This is a genomic window from Enterobacter sp. MGH85 (assembly GCF_001037655.1).
In the GTDB taxonomy this organism is placed as follows: Bacteria; Pseudomonadota; Gammaproteobacteria; order Enterobacterales; family Enterobacteriaceae; genus Enterobacter; species Enterobacter intestinihominis.
This window is the reverse complement of record NZ_KQ089925.1, coordinates 636,741-653,812: the sequence shown is the minus strand read 5'-3', so window position 1 is coordinate 653,812 and position 17,072 is coordinate 636,741. Positions and strand designations below refer to the sequence as shown.

The following is a 17,072-nucleotide window of genomic DNA, read 5'->3' as shown; positions in this document are numbered from 1 at the left end:
TTTAAAAGGATTCAGGCGTGGCGTGCGCCGACGGGTAGCTGTTGATTATTAGCAGGCTTAACGATCAGAGTAAGCCATACCGAGGCAAAAAGCGCCACCCCCATAAAGATGTAAGAAGCTGAAGGGCTGCCGGTGGCGCCGTTCAGATAGCCCACAAACCACGAGCCAAAGAACGAACCCAGCGCACCCATACTGTTGATCAGCGCCATCGCGCCCCCTGCGACGTTACGCGGCAGCATTTCCGGGATGATGGCAAAGAACGGACCATACGGGGCATACATGGCCGCACCCGCAATCACCAGCAGCGTATACGAGGCCCAGAAGTGGTTCGCGCCTACGGCCCAGGAACCAATGAAGGCAAAAGCAGCGATCAGCAGGAGTGGCCAGACGAACAGCTTACGGTTTTGCAGCTTGTCCGATGCCCAGGAGACGATAATCATCGCGATGGTTGCAGCCAGGTAAGGCACTGATGACAGCCAGCCCACTTCCACCATGCCAAGGTTTTCACCGCCGCTGCGGATAATCGACGGCAGCCACAGAACAAAGCCGTACACGCCAATACTCCAGGTAAAATACTGTGCGCATAGCAGAATAACGTTCCGGGAGCGGAAGGCTTCGCCGTAGTTACGCACCGCTTTCAGCCCCTGCTGCTCTTTATCCAGCTGCGCCTGGAGTGCGGCTTTTTCGTCTTCAGAAAGCCATTTTGCCTGGGCTGGCTTATCTTTCACCAGCACCCACCAGCAGAAGGCCCAGATAATCGCGGGAACCCCTTCGATGATGAACATCTCGCGCCAGCCGAAGGACTGGATCAGATAGCCGGAAACCACCGACATCCACAGCACGGTGACCGGGTTACCGAGTATCAGGAACGTATTGGCACGTGAACGCTCAGATTTTGTGAACCAGTTGCTGATGTAAATCAGCATTGCTGGCATGACGGCCGCCTCAACCACGCCGAGAATAAAGCGAATAGCCGCCAGAGCAGGAATATTATTCACCACGCCAGTCAGCGATGCACATGCACCCCATAAGATCAGGCAGATGAAAATGAGCTTTCGCACGCTGCGGCGTTCAGCGTAAATCGCGCCGGGGATCTGGAAGAAGAAATAACCCAGGAAGAAGAGGGCGCCCAGCAGGGAGGAAACCCCTTTGGTGATCCCGAGGTCTTCGTTGATCCCGGCGGCGGATGCAAAACTGAAGTTGGCACGATCCAGGTACGCCAGGCTGTACGTGATAAACACGATTGGCATGATGTACCACCAGCGTTTTACTGCATTGGTCGAACTGTTCATAGGCTTGCCTCTGTTGTTGAGGTTGTTGCCGCCGTTGTCTGTAGGGTACACGGTGGCTTAATTATCTGGTGCGGATTGCTGCCCTCACCCTGGCCCTCTCCCACAGGGAGAGGGAATTCAGACTCCGAGCTCTGCTCGTGTTGGTAATCCTTCGCTGTCGCCCTGCACCTGAATCGCCAGCGAACCAATTTTGTTGCCTCGCGCCACGGCCTGCGACAGCGGTTTGCCCTCCAGCAGGGCGCTGATGATCCCGACGGCAAACCCATCGCCCGCACCCACGGTATCGACCACGTTATCGACTTTTACCGCAGCGACGGCGCCTTGCTCGCCGTCGGCAGTTTTGAACCATGCACCGTCAGCACCGGTTTTCAGCACCACGGCTTTTACTCCTTTGTTGAGGTAAAAATCAGCAATGCCTTCCGGCGTGCTCTCGCCAGTGAGGATCATTCCCTCTTTTACCCCCGGCAGTACCCAGTCCGCCTGAAACGCCAGTCGGTTGAGTTTCTCAACCATCTCCGCTTCGCTTTTCCACAGCACCGGACGCAGGTTCGGATCAAAGGAGATCGTTTTGCCCTGCGCTTTCATTGCCGAAGCGGCATGATCGAGTAAATCGTACGAACTGGCCGAGAGTGCCGCCGCCACGCCGCTCAGGTGCAGGTGGCGCGCAGAGGAGAAATACGCGGCGTGATAATCATCCACGGAGAGATGGCTTGCCGCTGAGCCTTTACGGAAATACTCCACGATGGGATCGGTTCCATTTTCAACTTTAGATTTCAGCTGAAAGCCCGTCGGGAAGCGTCCGTCGAGAGTTACGCCTGCGGCATCAATGCCCTCTTTTTTCAGCGAGTCGAGTACGAAATGGCCAAAGCTGTCATTTCCCACGCGGCTTACCCAGCCAACATTCAGCCCCAGCCGCGCAAGGCCGGTAGCAACATTCAGCTCAGCACCTGCAACGCGTTTGATAAAGTGCTCCACTGCGCTCAGCTCGCCTGTTTCGGTGGCGACAAACATCGCCATGGCCTCGCCGATGGTGATGACATCCAGCGTCTTGTGCATGGTTTACTCCTCGCGCAGCAGGTTGACGTAATGGCGGGTGACGGCGGTGAGATCCGTCCCTTCCAGCGGAAATTCGATACCGCGTGGCGCATCGGCAGGGAGTTGATTAAGCAGATCCCGCCAGCGAGAATCGGTCTGATCCGGCGCGACGGCGCGGAATTGCGCCTTATGCGGGACCGCGGCCTTCACATGAATGTAGCTCACGGCGGGAGCCAACTGACGTGCAGCCTCTTCCGGGGAGTCGCCAACCCACAGCCAGTTGCCCATATCGAACGTCAGCGTGACCGGCAGCGCCATTACCCGGCAGGCGGCTTTGAAGCGCTGCATCGGAGCGAGCTGACCGCAGTCGGTCTGGTCGTTTTCCACCACCAGCGTCATGCCGCTTTCATCCAGCAGTACGCGCAGGGCTTCAAGCGGTTGTTTGTCGCTGAAATGGCCCAGCGAGACTTTAAGCCACAGGGCGTTCAGGGTGCTGGCTTCGCTAAGGTAGCGCGGAAGATCCGGGTTGAGGGTTCCATCGGGCATAAACAGGGGGGCCGGGGCGGAGTAGCACGCCAGTAAACCCAGCAGTTCAATGGACTCGCCGAGCGCAGGCAGGGCCATTAACTCGTCGCTGCTGAAGAGCTCGCGGCGGATTTCAACGCCATCAGCCCCTGCGCCGGCAATAACGGGAAGCATCGCCCGTTGACCGCCTGCTTGTCGCACCTGATCCGCGCCATACGCGGCGGTGACCACCATAATTTTCCTGCTCATTTCCTGACTCCAGGGCGTAATCGATAGTATTACGCTAGATGGAACCGGTTCCAAAGAAAAGATCGGGATGCTGAATTTATGATCGCTGTCACGAAGGGGAAATTAACGGGCAGTAGAGCCGCGAACGATCAGCTCGCCAGAAAAAACCTGCTCGCGTACGGCGTCGCGGGTGCCTTCAATGCGGCGAACCACTTGTTCAACCGCGGCATAGCCGATCTGCCAGGTGGGTTGTTTGAGGGTGGTAATGCCTACGCCAGCAAGTTCAGCCCACTCCAGTTCATCAAAGCCGAGTAAGCCGATGTCGCTGCCCCAGTGCAGGCCAATGCGTTTAAGCGAGCGGGCAACCTGAAGCGTCAGCGCCCCGTTCGCGGAGATCACCGCTTTGCGCATACCCCGATGGCGGGTATGGAACTGGCGCAGGGTATTATCCAGCTGACCGGCTTCATGGAGGGAGATTTCGGCATTTTCGGCGATCACACCGGGATAACGCGCCAGCGTGGCACGAAATGCAGCCAGGCGGTCGCGGCGGGTGTTAACCATACCCAGCGGTTCGCTCAGGAACAAAATGGCTTCGAAACCCTGTTCAATCAGATGTTCGGTGGCAGTGGTGGCCGCCTGGGTGTTATCCAGCCCGACCACATCGCAGGCAAATTCCGGGATTTTGCGGTCAATAAGCACCATCGGCAGCGACGATTGTTGCAGGCGATTCAGTCCCTCTTCGCGCATCCCGACGGCATTGACCACGATCCCTTCCACCTGATAGCTGCGCAGCAGATCGAGGTAGTGCAACTCCTGATCAACTTCGTTATTGGTGTTACAGACCAGCGGGGTAAAGCCTTTCTCACGGCACGCCGCCTCAATGCCGCTGAGGACGTTAACGGAGTAAGGGTTGGTGATATCGGCGATGATGAGGCCAATCAGACGGGTACGACCCCGCTTGAGGCCGCGCGCCATCAGGCTGGGACGGTAGTCGAGATCGGCAATGGCCTGTTCAATTCGCGCCAGCAGCGCATCGGAAAGCAGGTGTTTCTCGCCGTTGAGGTAGCGTGAAATGCTGGTTTTACCGGTTTTAGCGGCTTTCGCCACGTCGCTGATGGTGGCCCGGGTTGGTTTGCTCATCGCTGATTTCCCTGAAATTAGTGAGAATACCTTAGCGGGAAAATCTGACGAATCAAGCAATTTGCCGGGTGGCGGTCTGATGCCCTCACCCCAACCCTCTCCCACGGGAGAGGGCGCAAACACTAAAACGGCAACAGGGTTGCCGTTTTGCTTTTACCTACTGCACAGGGCTCAACGTAATCTCAACGCGGCGGTTCTGCGCTTTGCCTTCCGCCGTGCTGTTGCTGGCGATCGGGTTAGCCGGACCCATGCCGCTGGTGCGGATGCGGTTCGCTTCTACGCCCTGGGTGATCAGCGAGCTGGCCACGGAATCGGCACGCTGCTGCGACAGACGCATGTTCAGATCCTGGCTGCCGGTACTGTCGGTGTAGCCAATCACGTTCACGGCAGTTTTGTTGTACTCTTTCAGCACCGCGGCCACGCCGGTCAGGGTGTTCGCGCCTGCGGGTTTCAGCGTCGCGCTGCTGCTGTCAAAGGTCACGTTGTTTGGCATGTTCAGGATGATGTTGTCACCGCTGCGCGTCACGCTCACGCCTGTACCTTTCATTTTGTCACGGAGTTTTGCTTCCTGCACATCCATGTAATAACCCACGCCGCCGCCCAGGGCTGCGCCTGCCGCTGCGCCAATCAGCGCACCTTTACCGCGATCTTTCTTGGAGGAGGAGAGTGCGCCAACGCCAGCGCCCACCAGGGAACCAATACCCGCGCCAATGCCGGATTTACCCGCTTCGCGTTCGCCGGTGTAAGGGTTGGTTGTGCAGCCTGAAACAGCCAGTGCACCGCTCACCAGAGCGGCAATAACGAGTACGCGTTTTTTCATCTTATTTCCTTAATCCTTTTTATTCTTTGCCACGACGGACGTGGCAGTGGATTATGACGTCCGAATACGGAGAAAATTCAGTGTATAACTCTGAAATTTGTCACAAACGATAAACTGCCTCAATGAAAGGCCGTCATACCTGCACGCAACCAGGAGCGCACGCTTTGAGCACCTCAACAAAAACCATTCTGACCGCCGCCCACTGGGGGCCGATGCTGGTCGAAACCGATGGCGACACCGTGCTGTCGTCTCGCGGGGCTTTGCCTTCGCGCCATCTCAACTCTTTACAGACCGTCGTTCGCGATCAGGTACATAGCAAAACCCGCGTACGCTGGCCGATGGTGCGTAAAGGCTTTCTGGCGTCACCGGATAAACCGCAAGGTATTCGCGGGCAGGATGAGTTCGTGCGCGTGAGCTGGGACGATGCCCTGGCGCTGATCCATACGCAGCATAAACGCATCCGCGACAGCTATGGCCCGTCGTCCATTTTTGCCGGCTCCTATGGCTGGCGCTCAAACGGCGTGCTGCATAAGGCCGCAACCCTGCTGCAACGCTATATGAGCCTGGCCGGAGGATATACCGGCCATCTGGGTGATTACTCGACCGGCGCGGCGCAGGCGATCATGCCGTATGTCGTGGGCGGAAATGAGGTTTATCAGCAGCAGACCAGCTGGCCGCTGGTGCTGGAGCATACAGAGGTGGTGGTGCTGTGGAGCGCCAACCCGCTCAATACCCTTAAAATTGCCTGGAATGCGTCCGACGAGCAGGGCGTTTCCTACTTCGATGCGCTGCGCAAAAGCGGCAAGCGCATCATCTGTATCGATCCGATGCGTTCTGAAACGCTTGATTTCTTCGGCGACAGCGCCGACTGGATCGCGCCGCATATGGGCACCGACGTGGCGATGATGCTGGGTATCGCCCACACCCTGGTGGAGAACGGCTGGCACGATACGGAATTTCTGACGCGCTGCACAACGGGGTTCGATAAATTTGCCGACTATCTGACGGGCAAAACCGACGGTATCGCCAAAACCGCAGAGTGGGCTGCGGCGATTTGCGGCGTTGATGCCGCTAAAATCCGCGAACTGGCAGCGTTATTCCATAGCAATGTCACGATGCTCATGTCCGGATGGGGGATGCAGCGCCAGCAGTTTGGCGAGCAGAAGCACTGGATGCTGGTGACGCTCGCCGCGATGCTTGGGCAGATTGGCACAGCCGGCGGCGGTTTTGGCCTTTCCTATCACTTTGCCAACGGCGGCAACCCGACGCGTAAAGCGGCGGTGCTGGCGTCCATGCAGGGCTCGGTGCAGGGTGGCGTAGACGCTGTGGATAAAATTCCGGTGGCACGCATTGTTGAAGCTCTGGAGAACCCCGGCGGGTTTTATCAGCACAACGGTCAGGATCGCCATTTCCCGGATATTAAGTTTGTCTGGTGGGCGGGTGGGGCCAACTTCACCCATCACCAGGATACCAACCGCCTGATCCGCGCCTGGCAGAAACCGGAGCTGGTGGTGATCTCGGAGTGCTTCTGGACCGCGTCAGCGAAACATGCCGATATCGTTTTGCCCGCCACGACCTCGTTCGAGCGTAACGATCTCACCATGACGGGGGATTACAGCAACCAGCATATGGTACCGATGAAGCGCGTCGTGGCTCCCCGGGATGAAGCGCGGGATGATTATGACGTCTTTGCTGACCTGAGTGAATTATGGGAAGCGGGCGGACGGGAGCGTTTCACCGAGGGCAAAACGGATCTGCAATGGCTGGAAACGTTTTACCAGATTGCCTGCCAGCGCGGGGCTGCGCAGGGCGTGACGCTGCCGCCATTTGCTGAGTTCTGGGAGGCGAATCAACTCTTCGAAATGCCGGAAAGCGAGCAGAACGCGCGGTTTGTGCGCTTTGCTGACTTCCGTCGCGATCCGGAGAATCACCCGTTAAAAACCGAAAGCGGGAAGATTGTGATCCACAGCGAGCGCATCGCCAGCTTTGGCTACGCGGACTGCCCGCCGCACCCGGCGTGGCTGGAGCCGGACGAATGGCATGGCAATGCGCAGCCGGGGCAGCTTCAGCTGCTGTCTGCCCATCCTGCCCATCGTCTGCACAGCCAGCTCAACTATTCGGCTCTGCGCGAGCAGTATGCGGTGGCGGGTCGTGAGCCGATCGCGCTGAATAGCGACGATGCAAAGGCGCGGGGGATTAACGACGGCGATCTCGTTCGCGTCTGGAACGCACGCGGGCAGGTGCTGGCTGGCGCCGTGGTGAGTGACGGGATCCGCCCTGGCGTGTTCTGCATTCATCAGGGAGCATGGCCGGATCTGGCGCTGGACGAGGGCGGTATTTGTAAGAACGGCGCCGTAAACGTGCTGACCAAAGATCTCCCCAGCTCGAAGCTGGGGAACGGCTGTGCGGGGAATACGGCGCTGGCATGGGTGGAGAAATATGAGGGGCCGGCGCTTCACCTTACGGCATTTGATCCGCCTGCCAGCTCATGATCCACGTCGGGTGTTGGGTATCATCCTGCCAGGCGCTGTCTTCGATGCGAAAACCCTGAGCATGATAGAAATTCACCGCCCGCACGTTTTTCTGATACACCTCCAGGGTTAAATACGGGTAGTGCTGCTGAACATAGTTCAGCAGCGCACGCCCGATCCCCCTTCCGATGAACGCCGGGGCGACAAACAACGCCCCCACGAACTGGAACTGCATGACGCTGATAAAACCGCACAGGGTACCGTTTTCCTCCCAGACCCAGGTCTCGGCGGCGGGAAGGTAATCATCCCGCACTACCGCTTCATTCGCTTGCCAGTAACTTGCGTCGATAAACGGATGCGCCTCGGTGGTGCTCTCCAGCCACAGACTCAAAAGCGGAGCGGTATCCTCACTTTGCCATTTGCGGATCATGGTGGCCCTCCGGGTGGCAGAAGCAGCCCTTAATATGGTCATTGACCAGCCCGCAGGCCTGCATAAAGGAGTAACAGATGGTGGTGCCCACAAACTTAAAGCCGCGTTTTTTCAGTGCTTTTGACAGGGCATCTGAGGCGGGGGTCGACGTTGGGATCTCTGCAAGCGTGGCGGCCTGCGTCACCTTCGGCTCGTTATCCACAAACGACCAGACAAAAGCTGAGAAGGGTTCGCCGTTTTGCTCCATCGCCAGATAAGCACGCGCGTTACCAATAATGGCCTGAATTTTACCGCGATGGCGGATGATACCGGTATCCAGAACCAGCCTTTCCACGTCTTCGTCGGTCATGGCGGCCACCGCAACCGGATCGAAATGGTGGAAGGCCTTGCGATAGTTCTCACGCTTTTTCAGAACGGTGATCCACGACAGCCCGGCCTGCTGGCCTTCAAGGCAAATCATTTCAAACAGTTTTTTACCGTCGGTTTCCGGCACGCCCCATTCCTTGTCGTGATAATCGATATAAAGCTGATCCTGGCTTACCCAGCCGCAACGTTGCATAGGTCATCTCCCTTCCTGATACGGTAAACGCAAAAATTTCAATCTGCCCGGCTTGACGTGTTTGCTAAAGAGACAATAGTTAATACAGGGCTATACGCCCTAATACCTCTTCGAACAATGACATATATCGCCGAACTCGGCTCTTTCTGGAGTCGCTTTGATGATGTTAAAAAAAATCAGTGGTCGCCATGCTGCTTCTGGCCTGGTGGGTGTCTCAGCCTGCCTGCTTATATGTAACACCGCTTTTGCGTGGCAACAGGAATATATCGTTTCAGATGCACAAAGTAATACGACGGAACGCTATACATGGGACGCCGATCACCAACCTCGTTATGAAGATATTCTCGCGGAGCGTATCAACCATTCGCAGAATGCTGCGGGCTTTGCCCTGAACGACCCATCCGGTTCAGATGCGGAAACCGTTCTGAGCGTTGGCTGGAATTTTCCCGTGGCGGGACATTTTACCACCGGCCCCGTCATGGCGTGGCGCACTGATGGCGCTCCCCCTGCAACGGTGAATGCATTTGGTGAGGTAACTACCACGCAGCCGCTTACCGATCCCCTCTGGCATGCCAGCGTGAACTCGTTGGGGTGGCGCGTTGATACGCAGTATGGTGATTTACATCCCTGGGCGAAGATCAGCTACAACCAGCAGTCGGAGGAAGAATATTTGTACACCCTGGGCTTAAGCGCCAAATTTTAGGGTTGTTACTTTTTTAAACGCTGCGGTAACATATTTAATACAATAACGGCGCGGGCTGTGGTGATAGTGGTCACTCACCTTTAAGCGTTTTCTTTTCCGGCAAGGTCATTCATTCCCGCTTCCAGGCATTTCATTCCGTATCTCCTGCATTTCATGCCGTTTTACCCCTGGCGTTTTGGGGTTTTGTTTATCGTGTCCTCAGCGAACTTCCTTAATTTCTCTTGCAGGACACTGCCATGAACACATCAACTTATAACCGCACGCGTTGGCTGACGCTTTTCGGCACCATCGTTACCCAGTTCGCACTGGGCTCGGTCTATACCTGGAGCCTGTTTAACAGCGCCCTGTCCGATAAGCTCGGCGCACCGATAAGCCAAGTGGCATTCTCCTTCGGCTTGCTGAGCCTTGGATTAGCGATTTCCTCTTCCGTGGCGGGCAAACTTCAGGAGCGCTTCGGCGTGAAGCGCGTAACCATGGCCTCCGGGATCCTGCTGGGCGTGGGCTTCTTCCTGACGGCACATTCAAACAACCTGATGATGCTGTGGTTAAGCGCCGGGGTGCTGGTGGGTCTGGCGGACGGCGCAGGTTATCTGCTGACGCTGTCTAACTGCGTGAAGTGGTTCCCGGAGCGTAAAGGGCTTATCTCCGCGTTTGCCATTGGTTCATATGGCCTGGGCAGCCTGGGGTTCAAATTCATTGACTCCCATCTGCTGGCCTCGGTTGGGCTTGAGAAAACCTTTATGATCTGGGGCGTGATTGTGCTGGTAATGATCCTCTTCGGCGCCACGCTGATGAAAGATGCGCCGCAGCAGGAAGTGAAAACCGTTAACGGCGTGGTGGAGAACGATTTCACCCTCGCTCAGTCCATGCGTAAGCCGCAGTACTGGATGCTGGCGGTGATGTTCCTGACGGCCTGCATGAGCGGTCTGTATGTCATCGGTGTGGCGAAAGATATCGCGCAGGGGATGGTAAAACTGGACGCGGCGACGGCGGCGAACGCGGTAACGGTCATCTCCATCGCTAACCTCTCGGGTCGTCTGGTACTGGGTATCCTGTCTGACAAAATCGCCCGTATCCGTGTGATTACGCTGGGGCAGGTCATCTCCCTGGTGGGTATGGCAGCACTGCTGTTCGCTCCGCTGAACGAGGCGACATTCTTTGCAGCAATTGCCTGCGTAGCCTTTAACTTTGGCGGCACTATTACCGTCTTCCCGTCACTGGTGAGCGAGTTCTTCGGCCTGAACAACCTGGCGAAAAACTACGGCGTCATTTATCTCGGCTTCGGTATCGGCAGTATTTGCGGTTCACTGATTGCCTCGCTGTTTGGCGGCTTCTACGTGACCTTCTGCGTGATATTCGCTTTGCTGATTATTTCGCTGGCGCTGTCCACCACGATCCGTCAGCCGCAGCGCGAACTGTATAAAGAAGCGCATGTATGATGCGATGAAAAGAGGCCGCAGGGCCTCTTTTATTTATTTCTAAATCGCTTCCGGACTTGCTATTTTGTAAAAATCTTCATCGATTCACATTCTCTGCTGCCACTTTTCTTCCCTGCTGTGGTCTACTTATCGCGCTTGTAGACGTTTCTGATAACGGTTTCTCTCGCATCTACTTACTCTGTCAGCTTTCTCACTGAGATTCGGCGGGTTTTTATACCCCTTCCCCCAGGGTTGTTTGCATGAAATATATTAGGTCTCTTACCCAGCAAAGATTGTGTCTGATGCTGGCTGTCTATATCGGTTTGTTTCTGAATGGCGCGGTGCTGTTCAGACGAGTGGAAGGTTATTTCGAACACCTCACTGTAAGAAATGGAATTTTTGCCGCGATTGAAGTGTTTGGCTCAATTCTGGCGACCTTCTTCCTGTTACGCCTGCTCTCTCTCTTTGGCCGTCGTACATGGCAAATTCTGGCCTCGCTGGTGGTGATTATCTCCGCCGCCGCAAGCTATTACATGACATTCATGAACGTGGTCATTGGCTACGGTATTGTGGCCTCGGTGATGACCACGGACATCGACCTCTCGAAAGAGGTGGTGGGTCAAGGGTTCATCCTGTGGACGATTCTGACCTGCCTGATCCCGCTCTTCTTTATCTGGAGTAACACCTGTCGCTACACCCTGTTACGCCAGCTGCGTACCCGGGGACAGCGCATCCGCAACGTCGCCGTCGTTCTTCTGGCGGGTCTGCTGGTATGGGCGCCTATTCGCCTGATGGAAAAGCAGCAAAAACGGATCGAAAAAGCGACAGGCGTGGATATGCCAAGCTACGGCGGCGTGGTGGCTAACTCGTACCTGCCGTCTAACTGGCTGTCGGCGTTAGGTCTTTATGCCTGGGCTCAGGCGGACGAATCCAGCGATGTGAAATCGCTGATTAACCCAACCAAAAAGTTCACCTACCAGGCTCCGGCTGACGGGCTGGATGATACTTACGTGGTCTTCGTTATCGGCGAAACGACGCGCTGGGATCATATGGGTATTCTCGGTTATGACCGCGATACCACCCCGAAACTGGCGCAGGAAAAGAATCTGGTGGCATACCGCGGCTACTCCTGCGATACCGCCACGAAGCTCTCGTTGCGCTGTATGTTTGTTCGCGAGGGCGGTGCGAGTGATAACCCTCAACGCACTCTCAAAGAGCAAAACGTATTTGCTGTTCTGAAGCAGCTTGGATTTAGCTCCGATCTGTTCGCCATGCAAAGTGAGATGTGGTTCTACACCAACACCATGGCGGATAACATCGCCTACCGCGAGCAGATTGGCGCCGAGCCGCGTAACCGCGGAAAGAACGTTGATGACATGCTGCTGCTCTCTGAGATGGAACAGTCGCTAAAAAACCATCCGCAGGGTAAGCACCTTATTGTTCTGCATACCAAAGGGTCACACTACAGCTACTATCAGCGTTACACGCGCGATTTCGCCAAATGGACGCCTGAGTGCGTCGGCATTAACAAGAACTGTAGCAAGCAGGAGTTGATCAATGCCTATGATAACTCGATTCTGTATGTGGATACCTTCCTCAGCCGGGTGATTGACCAGCTTCGCGATAAGAAAGCGATTGTGATCTACGCGGCCGACCACGGCGAGTCCATCAACGAGAAAGAGCATTTACACGGTACGCCGCGTAAGCTGGCGCCACCAGAGCAGTTCCGCGTGCCGATGATCATGTGGATGTCGGACAAGTATCTGGAAAACCCGGACAAAGCTAAAATGTTTGCCCACCTGAAACAGCAGGCAGAGATTAAGGTACCGCGCCGTCACGTTGAGCTGTACGACACTATTATGGGCTGTCTCGGCTATACCTCACCGAACGGTGGGATTAACGAAAACAACAACTGGTGTAAACTCCCTGATAACACCACAAAAGCCGCGCAGTAGCTGGTCTGGCGAGAATATCGCCAGTTGAATGGCTTTTTGAAAATAAGGGATTGACGAGGGCGCACCTCAGCAGTAAGATGCGCTCCGCATTCGGCGAGTAGCGCAGCTTGGTAGCGCAACTGGTTTGGGACCAGTGGGTCGGAGGTTCGAATCCTCTCTCGCCGACCACATTCTAAAAAGGGCTAACCGCAAGGTTAGCCCTTTTTGCATTAACGCGTTACCCCACACGAGTCCTCAAAATACCCCTTAGCCCTGCATCCCCCTGCCTGCTTGCGGTTTTGTGACATAATCCATTGTATTTTTTTATATATAGTTTGATCTTTTTTCGCGTTGCTTATGGATAACCTCAGCATTTTTCGCTGTGCGTTTTAACGTTCGCGGTATTTAGTGCTCAGATAATCACCATTCTGTAAGAAAATTTACCCATTCTGAATAAAACTTAATCACTGGGTGTTGCGAAATAGGGAGGGGTTTGTGCTGCAACATGGCGAGTAGCATAAATTTCTCTGCTGAAAACTGGCATTCAGAGTTTTTTTAATCTTTGTTTGCGGTTTCTCACACTCCACGTAAATCCCCGCCACCTGTATTGACGTTTTCACATTCTGTTGACAGATTGTAGGGCACGAGGGGCATTTCAGGGAGGATCTGCGCTGCAACTCAAACGCTCTTCTGAAAGGATTCTCTATCCCTTTTAACGCCCTCGGGCATCACCGACCGGACCGGGTAAAAAATAAATAAAGGTCAGGCGGCGTAACACAACAAAGCAAAACATCACATTGGAGCACAATAATGAGTATTTCCTTGAAGAAGTCAGGGATGCTGAAGCTTGGTCTGAGCCTGGTGGCCATGACCGTCGCAGCAAGCGTACAGGCAAAAACCCTGGTTTACTGTTCTGAAGGCTCTCCGGAAGGCTTTAACCCACAGCTCTTTACCTCTGGTACGACTTACGACGCAAGCTCTGTACCGATCTATAACCGTCTGGTTGAATTTAAAACCGGTACCACGGAAGTGATTCCTGGCCTGGCTGAAAAGTGGGATATCAGCGAAGACGGTAAAACCTATACCTTCCACCTGCGTCAGGGCGTGAAGTGGCAGGACAGCAAAGAATTCAAACCTACGCGCGACTTTAACGCCGACGACGTAGTGTTCTCCTTCGACCGTCAAAAAAATGCCCAGAACCCGTACCATAAAGTGTCTGGCGGCAGCTATGAATACTTCGAAGGGATGGGTCTGCCAGACCTGATTGCTGAAGTGAAAAAAGTGGACGATAAAACCGTTCAGTTCGTGCTGACGCGTCCGGAAGCGCCATTCCTCGCTGACCTGGCGATGGACTTCGCCTCTATTCTCTCTAAAGAGTACGCGGACAACATGCTGAAAGCCGGCACGCCGGAAAAAGTGGACCTGAACCCAATCGGTACCGGCCCGTTCCAGCTGCTTCAGTACCAGAAAGATTCCCGTATTCTGTATAAAGCCTTCCCGGGCTACTGGGGCACCAAGCCGCAGATCGACCGTCTGGTCTTCTCCATCACGCCTGACGCATCCGTGCGTTACGCAAAATTGCAGAAAAACGAATGTCAGGTGATGCCGTATCCAAACCCGGCTGACATCGCGCGCATGAAGCAGGACAAAAATATCAACCTGATGGAGCAGGCGGGCCTGAACGTGGGGTATCTCTCCTTCAACACCGAGAAGAAACCGTTCGATGACGTGAAAGTGCGTCAGGCGCTGACCTACGCGGTGAACAAAGAAGCGATCATCAAAGCCGTTTACCAGGGCGCTGGCGTTGCGGCCAAGAACCTGATCCCACCAACCATGTGGGGCTATAACGACGACATTAAGGACTACACCTACGATCCCGAGAAAGCGAAAGCGCTGCTGAAAGAAGCGGGCCAGGATAAAGGTTTCACCGTTGAGCTGTGGGCGATGCCGGTACAGCGTCCTTACAACCCGAACGCACGTCGTATGGCGGAAATGGTTCAGGCTGACTGGGCAAAGATTGGCGTACAGGCCAAAATTGTGACCTACGAGTGGGGCGAGTACCTGAAACGCGCCAAAGCGGGCGAACACCAGGCGGTCATGATGGGCTGGACCGGCGACAACGGGGATCCGGACAACTTCTTCGCGACCCTGTTCAGCTGTGCGGCAGCGAAAGACGGTTCCAACTACTCTCGCTGGTGCTACAAGCCGTTTGAAGACCTGATCCAGCCGGCGCGTGCGACCGATGATCACAACAAACGTATCGAACTGTACAAGCAAGCGCAGGTTGTCATGCACGATCAGGCTCCGGCGCTGATTGTTGCTCACTCCACCGTGTACGAGCCAGTGCGTAAAGAAGTGAAGGGCTACGTGGTCGATCCACTGGGCAAACACCACTTCGAAAACGTGTCTGTTGAATAATAAGTAGGGTGTTCTCCCTCTCCCTGTGGGAGAGGGCAGGGGTGAGGGGCGTGCATGCATCCCCTCACCCTAACCCTCTCCCGAAGGGAGAGGGAATTTACATTTGTGAGCAATACAGACGTCACGCTACTGAGCGTGCGTCATCAGAGAGAATCCGGGTTATGTTGCAGTTCATCCTCCGACGTCTGGGACTGGTTATCCCGACGTTTATCGGTATCACCCTTCTCACTTTTGCCTTCGTCCATATGATCCCGGGTGATCCGGTGATGATTATGGCGGGCGAGCGTGGTATCTCCCCTGAACGTCATGCGCAACTGCTGGCTGAACTCGGCCTTGATAAGCCGATGTGGCAGCAGTACCTCCACTACATCTGGGGCGTATTACACGGCGATTTAGGGATTTCACTGAAAAGCCGTCTTCCGGTGTGGGACGAGTTCGTGCCGCGTTTCCAGGCGACGCTGGAACTCGGCATCTGCGCCATGATCTTCGCGACCGCGGTGGGGATTCCCGTCGGCGTGCTGGCTGCCGTTAAGCGTGGCTCTATTTTCGACCACACCGCCGTTGGCCTGGCACTGACCGGCTACTCCATGCCTATCTTCTGGTGGGGCATGATGCTGATCATGCTGGTCTCGGTGCAGTGGAACCTGACGCCGGTCTCCGGACGTGTCAGCGATATGGTTTTCCTTGACGACACCAACCCGTTAACCGGCTTTATGCTGATTGATACGGCGATCTGGGGCGAAGAGGGCAACTTCATTGATGCGGTTGCGCACATGATCCTGCCTGCAATGGTGCTGGGCACCATCCCACTTGCGGTGATCGTGCGTATGACTCGTTCCTCCATGCTGGAAGTGCTGGGCGAAGATTATATTCGTACTGCCCGCGCTAAAGGTCTGACCCGTATGCGCGTCATCATCATTCATGCCCTGCGTAACGCCATGCTGCCGGTGGTGACCGTTATCGGTTTGCAGGTCGGTACGCTGCTGGCCGGGGCGATCCTGACCGAAACCATCTTCTCCTGGCCAGGCCTTGGACGCTGGCTGATTGATGCGCTGCAACGCCGTGATTATCCGGTTGTGCAGGGCGGTGTATTGCTGGTCGCGACGATGATTATCCTCGTCAACCTGCTGGTCGATTTGCTGTACGGCGTGGTGAACCCGCGTATTCGCCATAAGAAGTAAGGGGCCATCATGTCACAAGTTACTCAAAATAAAGCGGTTACCGCACCGGTGCCAATGACGCCGATGCAGGAATTCTGGCACTACTTCAAGCGCAACAAAGGCGCGGTCGTCGGGCTGGTATATGTTTCCATCATGATCCTGATTGCGGTGTTTGCGAACTTCCTTGCGCCGTATAACCCCGCGGACCAGTTCCGTGATGCGCTGCTCGCGCCACCGGCCTGGCAGGAAGGTGGTAGCCTGACGCACCTGCTCGGTACTGATGACGTTGGCCGCGATGTGCTGTCTCGTCTGATGTACGGTGCGCGCCTCTCTCTGCTGGTTGGCTGTCTCGTTGTGGTGTTGTCGCTGATCATGGGCGTTGTGCTTGGTCTGGTGGCGGGCTACTTCGGCGGCATCGTTGATAACGTCATCATGCGTATCGTCGATATCATGCTGGCATTGCCAAGCCTTCTGCTGGCCCTGGTGCTGGTCGCGGTCTTTGGTCCTTCGATAGGCAATGCCGCGCTCGCGCTAACGTTCGTTGCGCTTCCTCACTATGTCCGATTAACCCGTGCGGCCGTGCTGGTCGAGGTGAACCGCGATTATGTGACAGCATCTCGAGTGGCGGGTGCGGGGGCGATGCGCCAGATGTTCGTCAATATTCTTCCTAACTGCCTTGCACCGCTGATTGTTCAGGCGTCGCTCGGTTTTTCTAACGCCATTCTCGATATGGCCGCTCTTGGCTTCCTTGGCATGGGTGCGCAGCCGCCAACACCGGAATGGGGCACCATGCTCTCCGACGTGTTGCAGTTCGCGCAAAGCGCCTGGTGGGTCGTCACCTTCCCGGGTCTGGCGATTCTGCTGACGGTGCTGGCATTTAACCTGATGGGTGATGGTCTGCGTGATGCACTTGATCCCAAACTGAAGCAGTAAGAGGCA

Annotated in this window: 14 protein-coding genes and 1 tRNA gene; 8 read left to right on the top strand and 7 right to left on the bottom strand. The window is 55.6% G+C overall.

Annotated features, from left to right (window positions below):
• Positions 1-11: 11 nt before the first annotated feature.
• From SK51_RS02995 to SK51_RS02975, 5 genes are all read right to left on the bottom strand, one after another.
• Positions 12-1,292, bottom strand: coding sequence for an MFS transporter (locus SK51_RS02995; protein WP_001089079.1), 1,281 nt, complete (start codon positions 1,290-1,292; stop codon positions 12-14).
• Between the two features lie 117 nt (positions 1,293-1,409).
• On the bottom strand, positions 1,410-2,348 hold the full coding sequence (locus tag SK51_RS02990; RefSeq protein WP_023305239.1) for a sugar kinase: 939 nt from the start codon (positions 2,346-2,348) through the stop codon (positions 1,410-1,412).
• Between the two features lie 3 nt (positions 2,349-2,351).
• On the bottom strand, positions 2,352-3,101 hold the full coding sequence (locus SK51_RS02985; protein ID WP_023305240.1) for a sugar phosphate isomerase/epimerase family protein: 750 nt from the start codon (positions 3,099-3,101) through the stop codon (positions 2,352-2,354).
• Between the two features lie 102 nt (positions 3,102-3,203).
• Entirely contained in the window at positions 3,204-4,220 is a 1,017-nt protein-coding gene (locus SK51_RS02980; protein WP_023305241.1) for a LacI family DNA-binding transcriptional regulator, read from the bottom strand.
• A gap of 157 nt (positions 4,221-4,377) precedes the next feature.
• Positions 4,378-5,040, bottom strand: a complete 663-nt coding sequence (locus SK51_RS02975) for an OmpA family lipoprotein (RefSeq protein WP_022646688.1) — start codon at positions 5,038-5,040, stop codon at positions 4,378-4,380.
• A gap of 122 nt (positions 5,041-5,162) precedes the next feature.
• Between SK51_RS02975 and SK51_RS02970 the strand changes: the two genes are divergently transcribed.
• The gene (locus tag SK51_RS02970; protein ID WP_047352895.1) at positions 5,163-7,532 is read left to right on the top strand and encodes a molybdopterin guanine dinucleotide-containing S/N-oxide reductase; all 2,370 of its coding nucleotides are present in this window, start codon (positions 5,163-5,165) and stop codon (positions 7,530-7,532) included.
• Here the strand turns inward: SK51_RS02970 and SK51_RS02965 are convergent.
• Together SK51_RS02965 and tag are read right to left on the bottom strand one after the other, a co-directional pair.
• Positions 7,501-7,941 carry an N-acetyltransferase gene (locus tag SK51_RS02965; RefSeq protein ID WP_022646690.1) on the bottom strand — a complete coding sequence of 147 codons (441 nt, stop codon included), beginning with the start codon at positions 7,939-7,941 and terminating at the stop codon, positions 7,501-7,503. The genes SK51_RS02970 and SK51_RS02965 overlap by 32 nt on opposite strands.
• Entirely contained in the window at positions 7,919-8,500 is a 582-nt protein-coding gene (gene tag / locus SK51_RS02960; protein WP_022646691.1) for a DNA-3-methyladenine glycosylase I, read from the bottom strand. Before tag ends, SK51_RS02965 begins: the two co-directional genes overlap by 23 nt.
• A gap of 160 nt (positions 8,501-8,660) precedes the next feature.
• On the opposite strand from tag, the gene SK51_RS02955 reads away from it, so the two are divergent.
• From SK51_RS02955 to dppC, 7 genes are all read left to right on the top strand, one after another.
• On the top strand, positions 8,661-9,203 hold the full coding sequence (locus SK51_RS02955) for a lipase (RefSeq protein WP_023299064.1): 543 nt from the start codon (positions 8,661-8,663) through the stop codon (positions 9,201-9,203).
• Between the two features lie 236 nt (positions 9,204-9,439).
• A complete protein-coding gene (locus tag SK51_RS02950) occupies positions 9,440-10,642 on the top strand; it encodes an L-lactate MFS transporter (RefSeq protein WP_023299065.1) in 1,203 nt (400 codons plus the stop codon).
• A gap of 239 nt (positions 10,643-10,881) precedes the next feature.
• The gene (gene eptB, locus SK51_RS02945; protein WP_022646694.1) at positions 10,882-12,576 is read left to right on the top strand and encodes a kdo(2)-lipid A phosphoethanolamine 7''-transferase; all 1,695 of its coding nucleotides are present in this window, start codon (positions 10,882-10,884) and stop codon (positions 12,574-12,576) included.
• 91 nt (positions 12,577-12,667) lie between these two features.
• Positions 12,668-12,744 (top strand) — tRNA-Pro (locus SK51_RS02940).
• 621 nt (positions 12,745-13,365) lie between these two features.
• Complete coding sequence (gene dppA / locus SK51_RS02935) at positions 13,366-14,973, top strand: dipeptide ABC transporter periplasmic-binding protein DppA (protein ID WP_022646695.1); 1,608 nt, start codon at positions 13,366-13,368, stop codon at positions 14,971-14,973.
• Positions 14,974-15,134: 161 nt separating this feature from the next.
• Complete coding sequence (gene dppB, locus SK51_RS02930; RefSeq protein ID WP_022646696.1) at positions 15,135-16,154, top strand: dipeptide ABC transporter permease DppB; 1,020 nt, start codon at positions 15,135-15,137, stop codon at positions 16,152-16,154.
• Between the two features lie 9 nt (positions 16,155-16,163).
• Positions 16,164-17,066 (top strand): dipeptide ABC transporter permease DppC, encoded by a 903-nt coding sequence (dppC, locus tag SK51_RS02925; protein ID WP_022646697.1) that lies wholly within the window; start codon positions 16,164-16,166, stop codon positions 17,064-17,066.
• Positions 17,067-17,072 lie beyond the last annotated feature (6 nt).

Coding starts and splice junctions, on each gene's coding strand:
- SK51_RS02980 (WP_023305241.1), bottom strand. CDS start 4,220: ATGAGCAAACCAACCCGGGCCACCATCAGCGACGTGGCGAAAGCCGCT.
- SK51_RS02955 (WP_023299064.1), top strand. CDS start 8,661: ATGATGTTAAAAAAAATCAGTGGTCGCCATGCTGCTTCTGGCCTGGTG.
- SK51_RS02975 (WP_022646688.1), bottom strand. CDS start 5,040: ATGAAAAAACGCGTACTCGTTATTGCCGCTCTGGTGAGCGGTGCACTG.
- dppC (WP_022646697.1), top strand. CDS start 16,164: ATGTCACAAGTTACTCAAAATAAAGCGGTTACCGCACCGGTGCCAATG.
- dppB (WP_022646696.1), top strand. CDS start 15,135: ATGTTGCAGTTCATCCTCCGACGTCTGGGACTGGTTATCCCGACGTTT.
- SK51_RS02990 (WP_023305239.1), bottom strand. CDS start 2,348: ATGCACAAGACGCTGGATGTCATCACCATCGGCGAGGCCATGGCGATG.
- SK51_RS02985 (WP_023305240.1), bottom strand. CDS start 3,101: ATGAGCAGGAAAATTATGGTGGTCACCGCCGCGTATGGCGCGGATCAG.
- SK51_RS02965 (WP_022646690.1), bottom strand. CDS start 7,941: ATGATCCGCAAATGGCAAAGTGAGGATACCGCTCCGCTTTTGAGTCTG.
- dppA (WP_022646695.1), top strand. CDS start 13,366: ATGAGTATTTCCTTGAAGAAGTCAGGGATGCTGAAGCTTGGTCTGAGC.
- SK51_RS02950 (WP_023299065.1), top strand. CDS start 9,440: ATGAACACATCAACTTATAACCGCACGCGTTGGCTGACGCTTTTCGGC.
- tag (WP_022646691.1), bottom strand. CDS start 8,500: ATGCAACGTTGCGGCTGGGTAAGCCAGGATCAGCTTTATATCGATTAT.
- SK51_RS02970 (WP_047352895.1), top strand. CDS start 5,163: ATGAAAGGCCGTCATACCTGCACGCAACCAGGAGCGCACGCTTTGAGC.
- SK51_RS02995 (WP_001089079.1), bottom strand. CDS start 1,292: ATGAACAGTTCGACCAATGCAGTAAAACGCTGGTGGTACATCATGCCA.
- eptB (WP_022646694.1), top strand. CDS start 10,882: ATGAAATATATTAGGTCTCTTACCCAGCAAAGATTGTGTCTGATGCTG.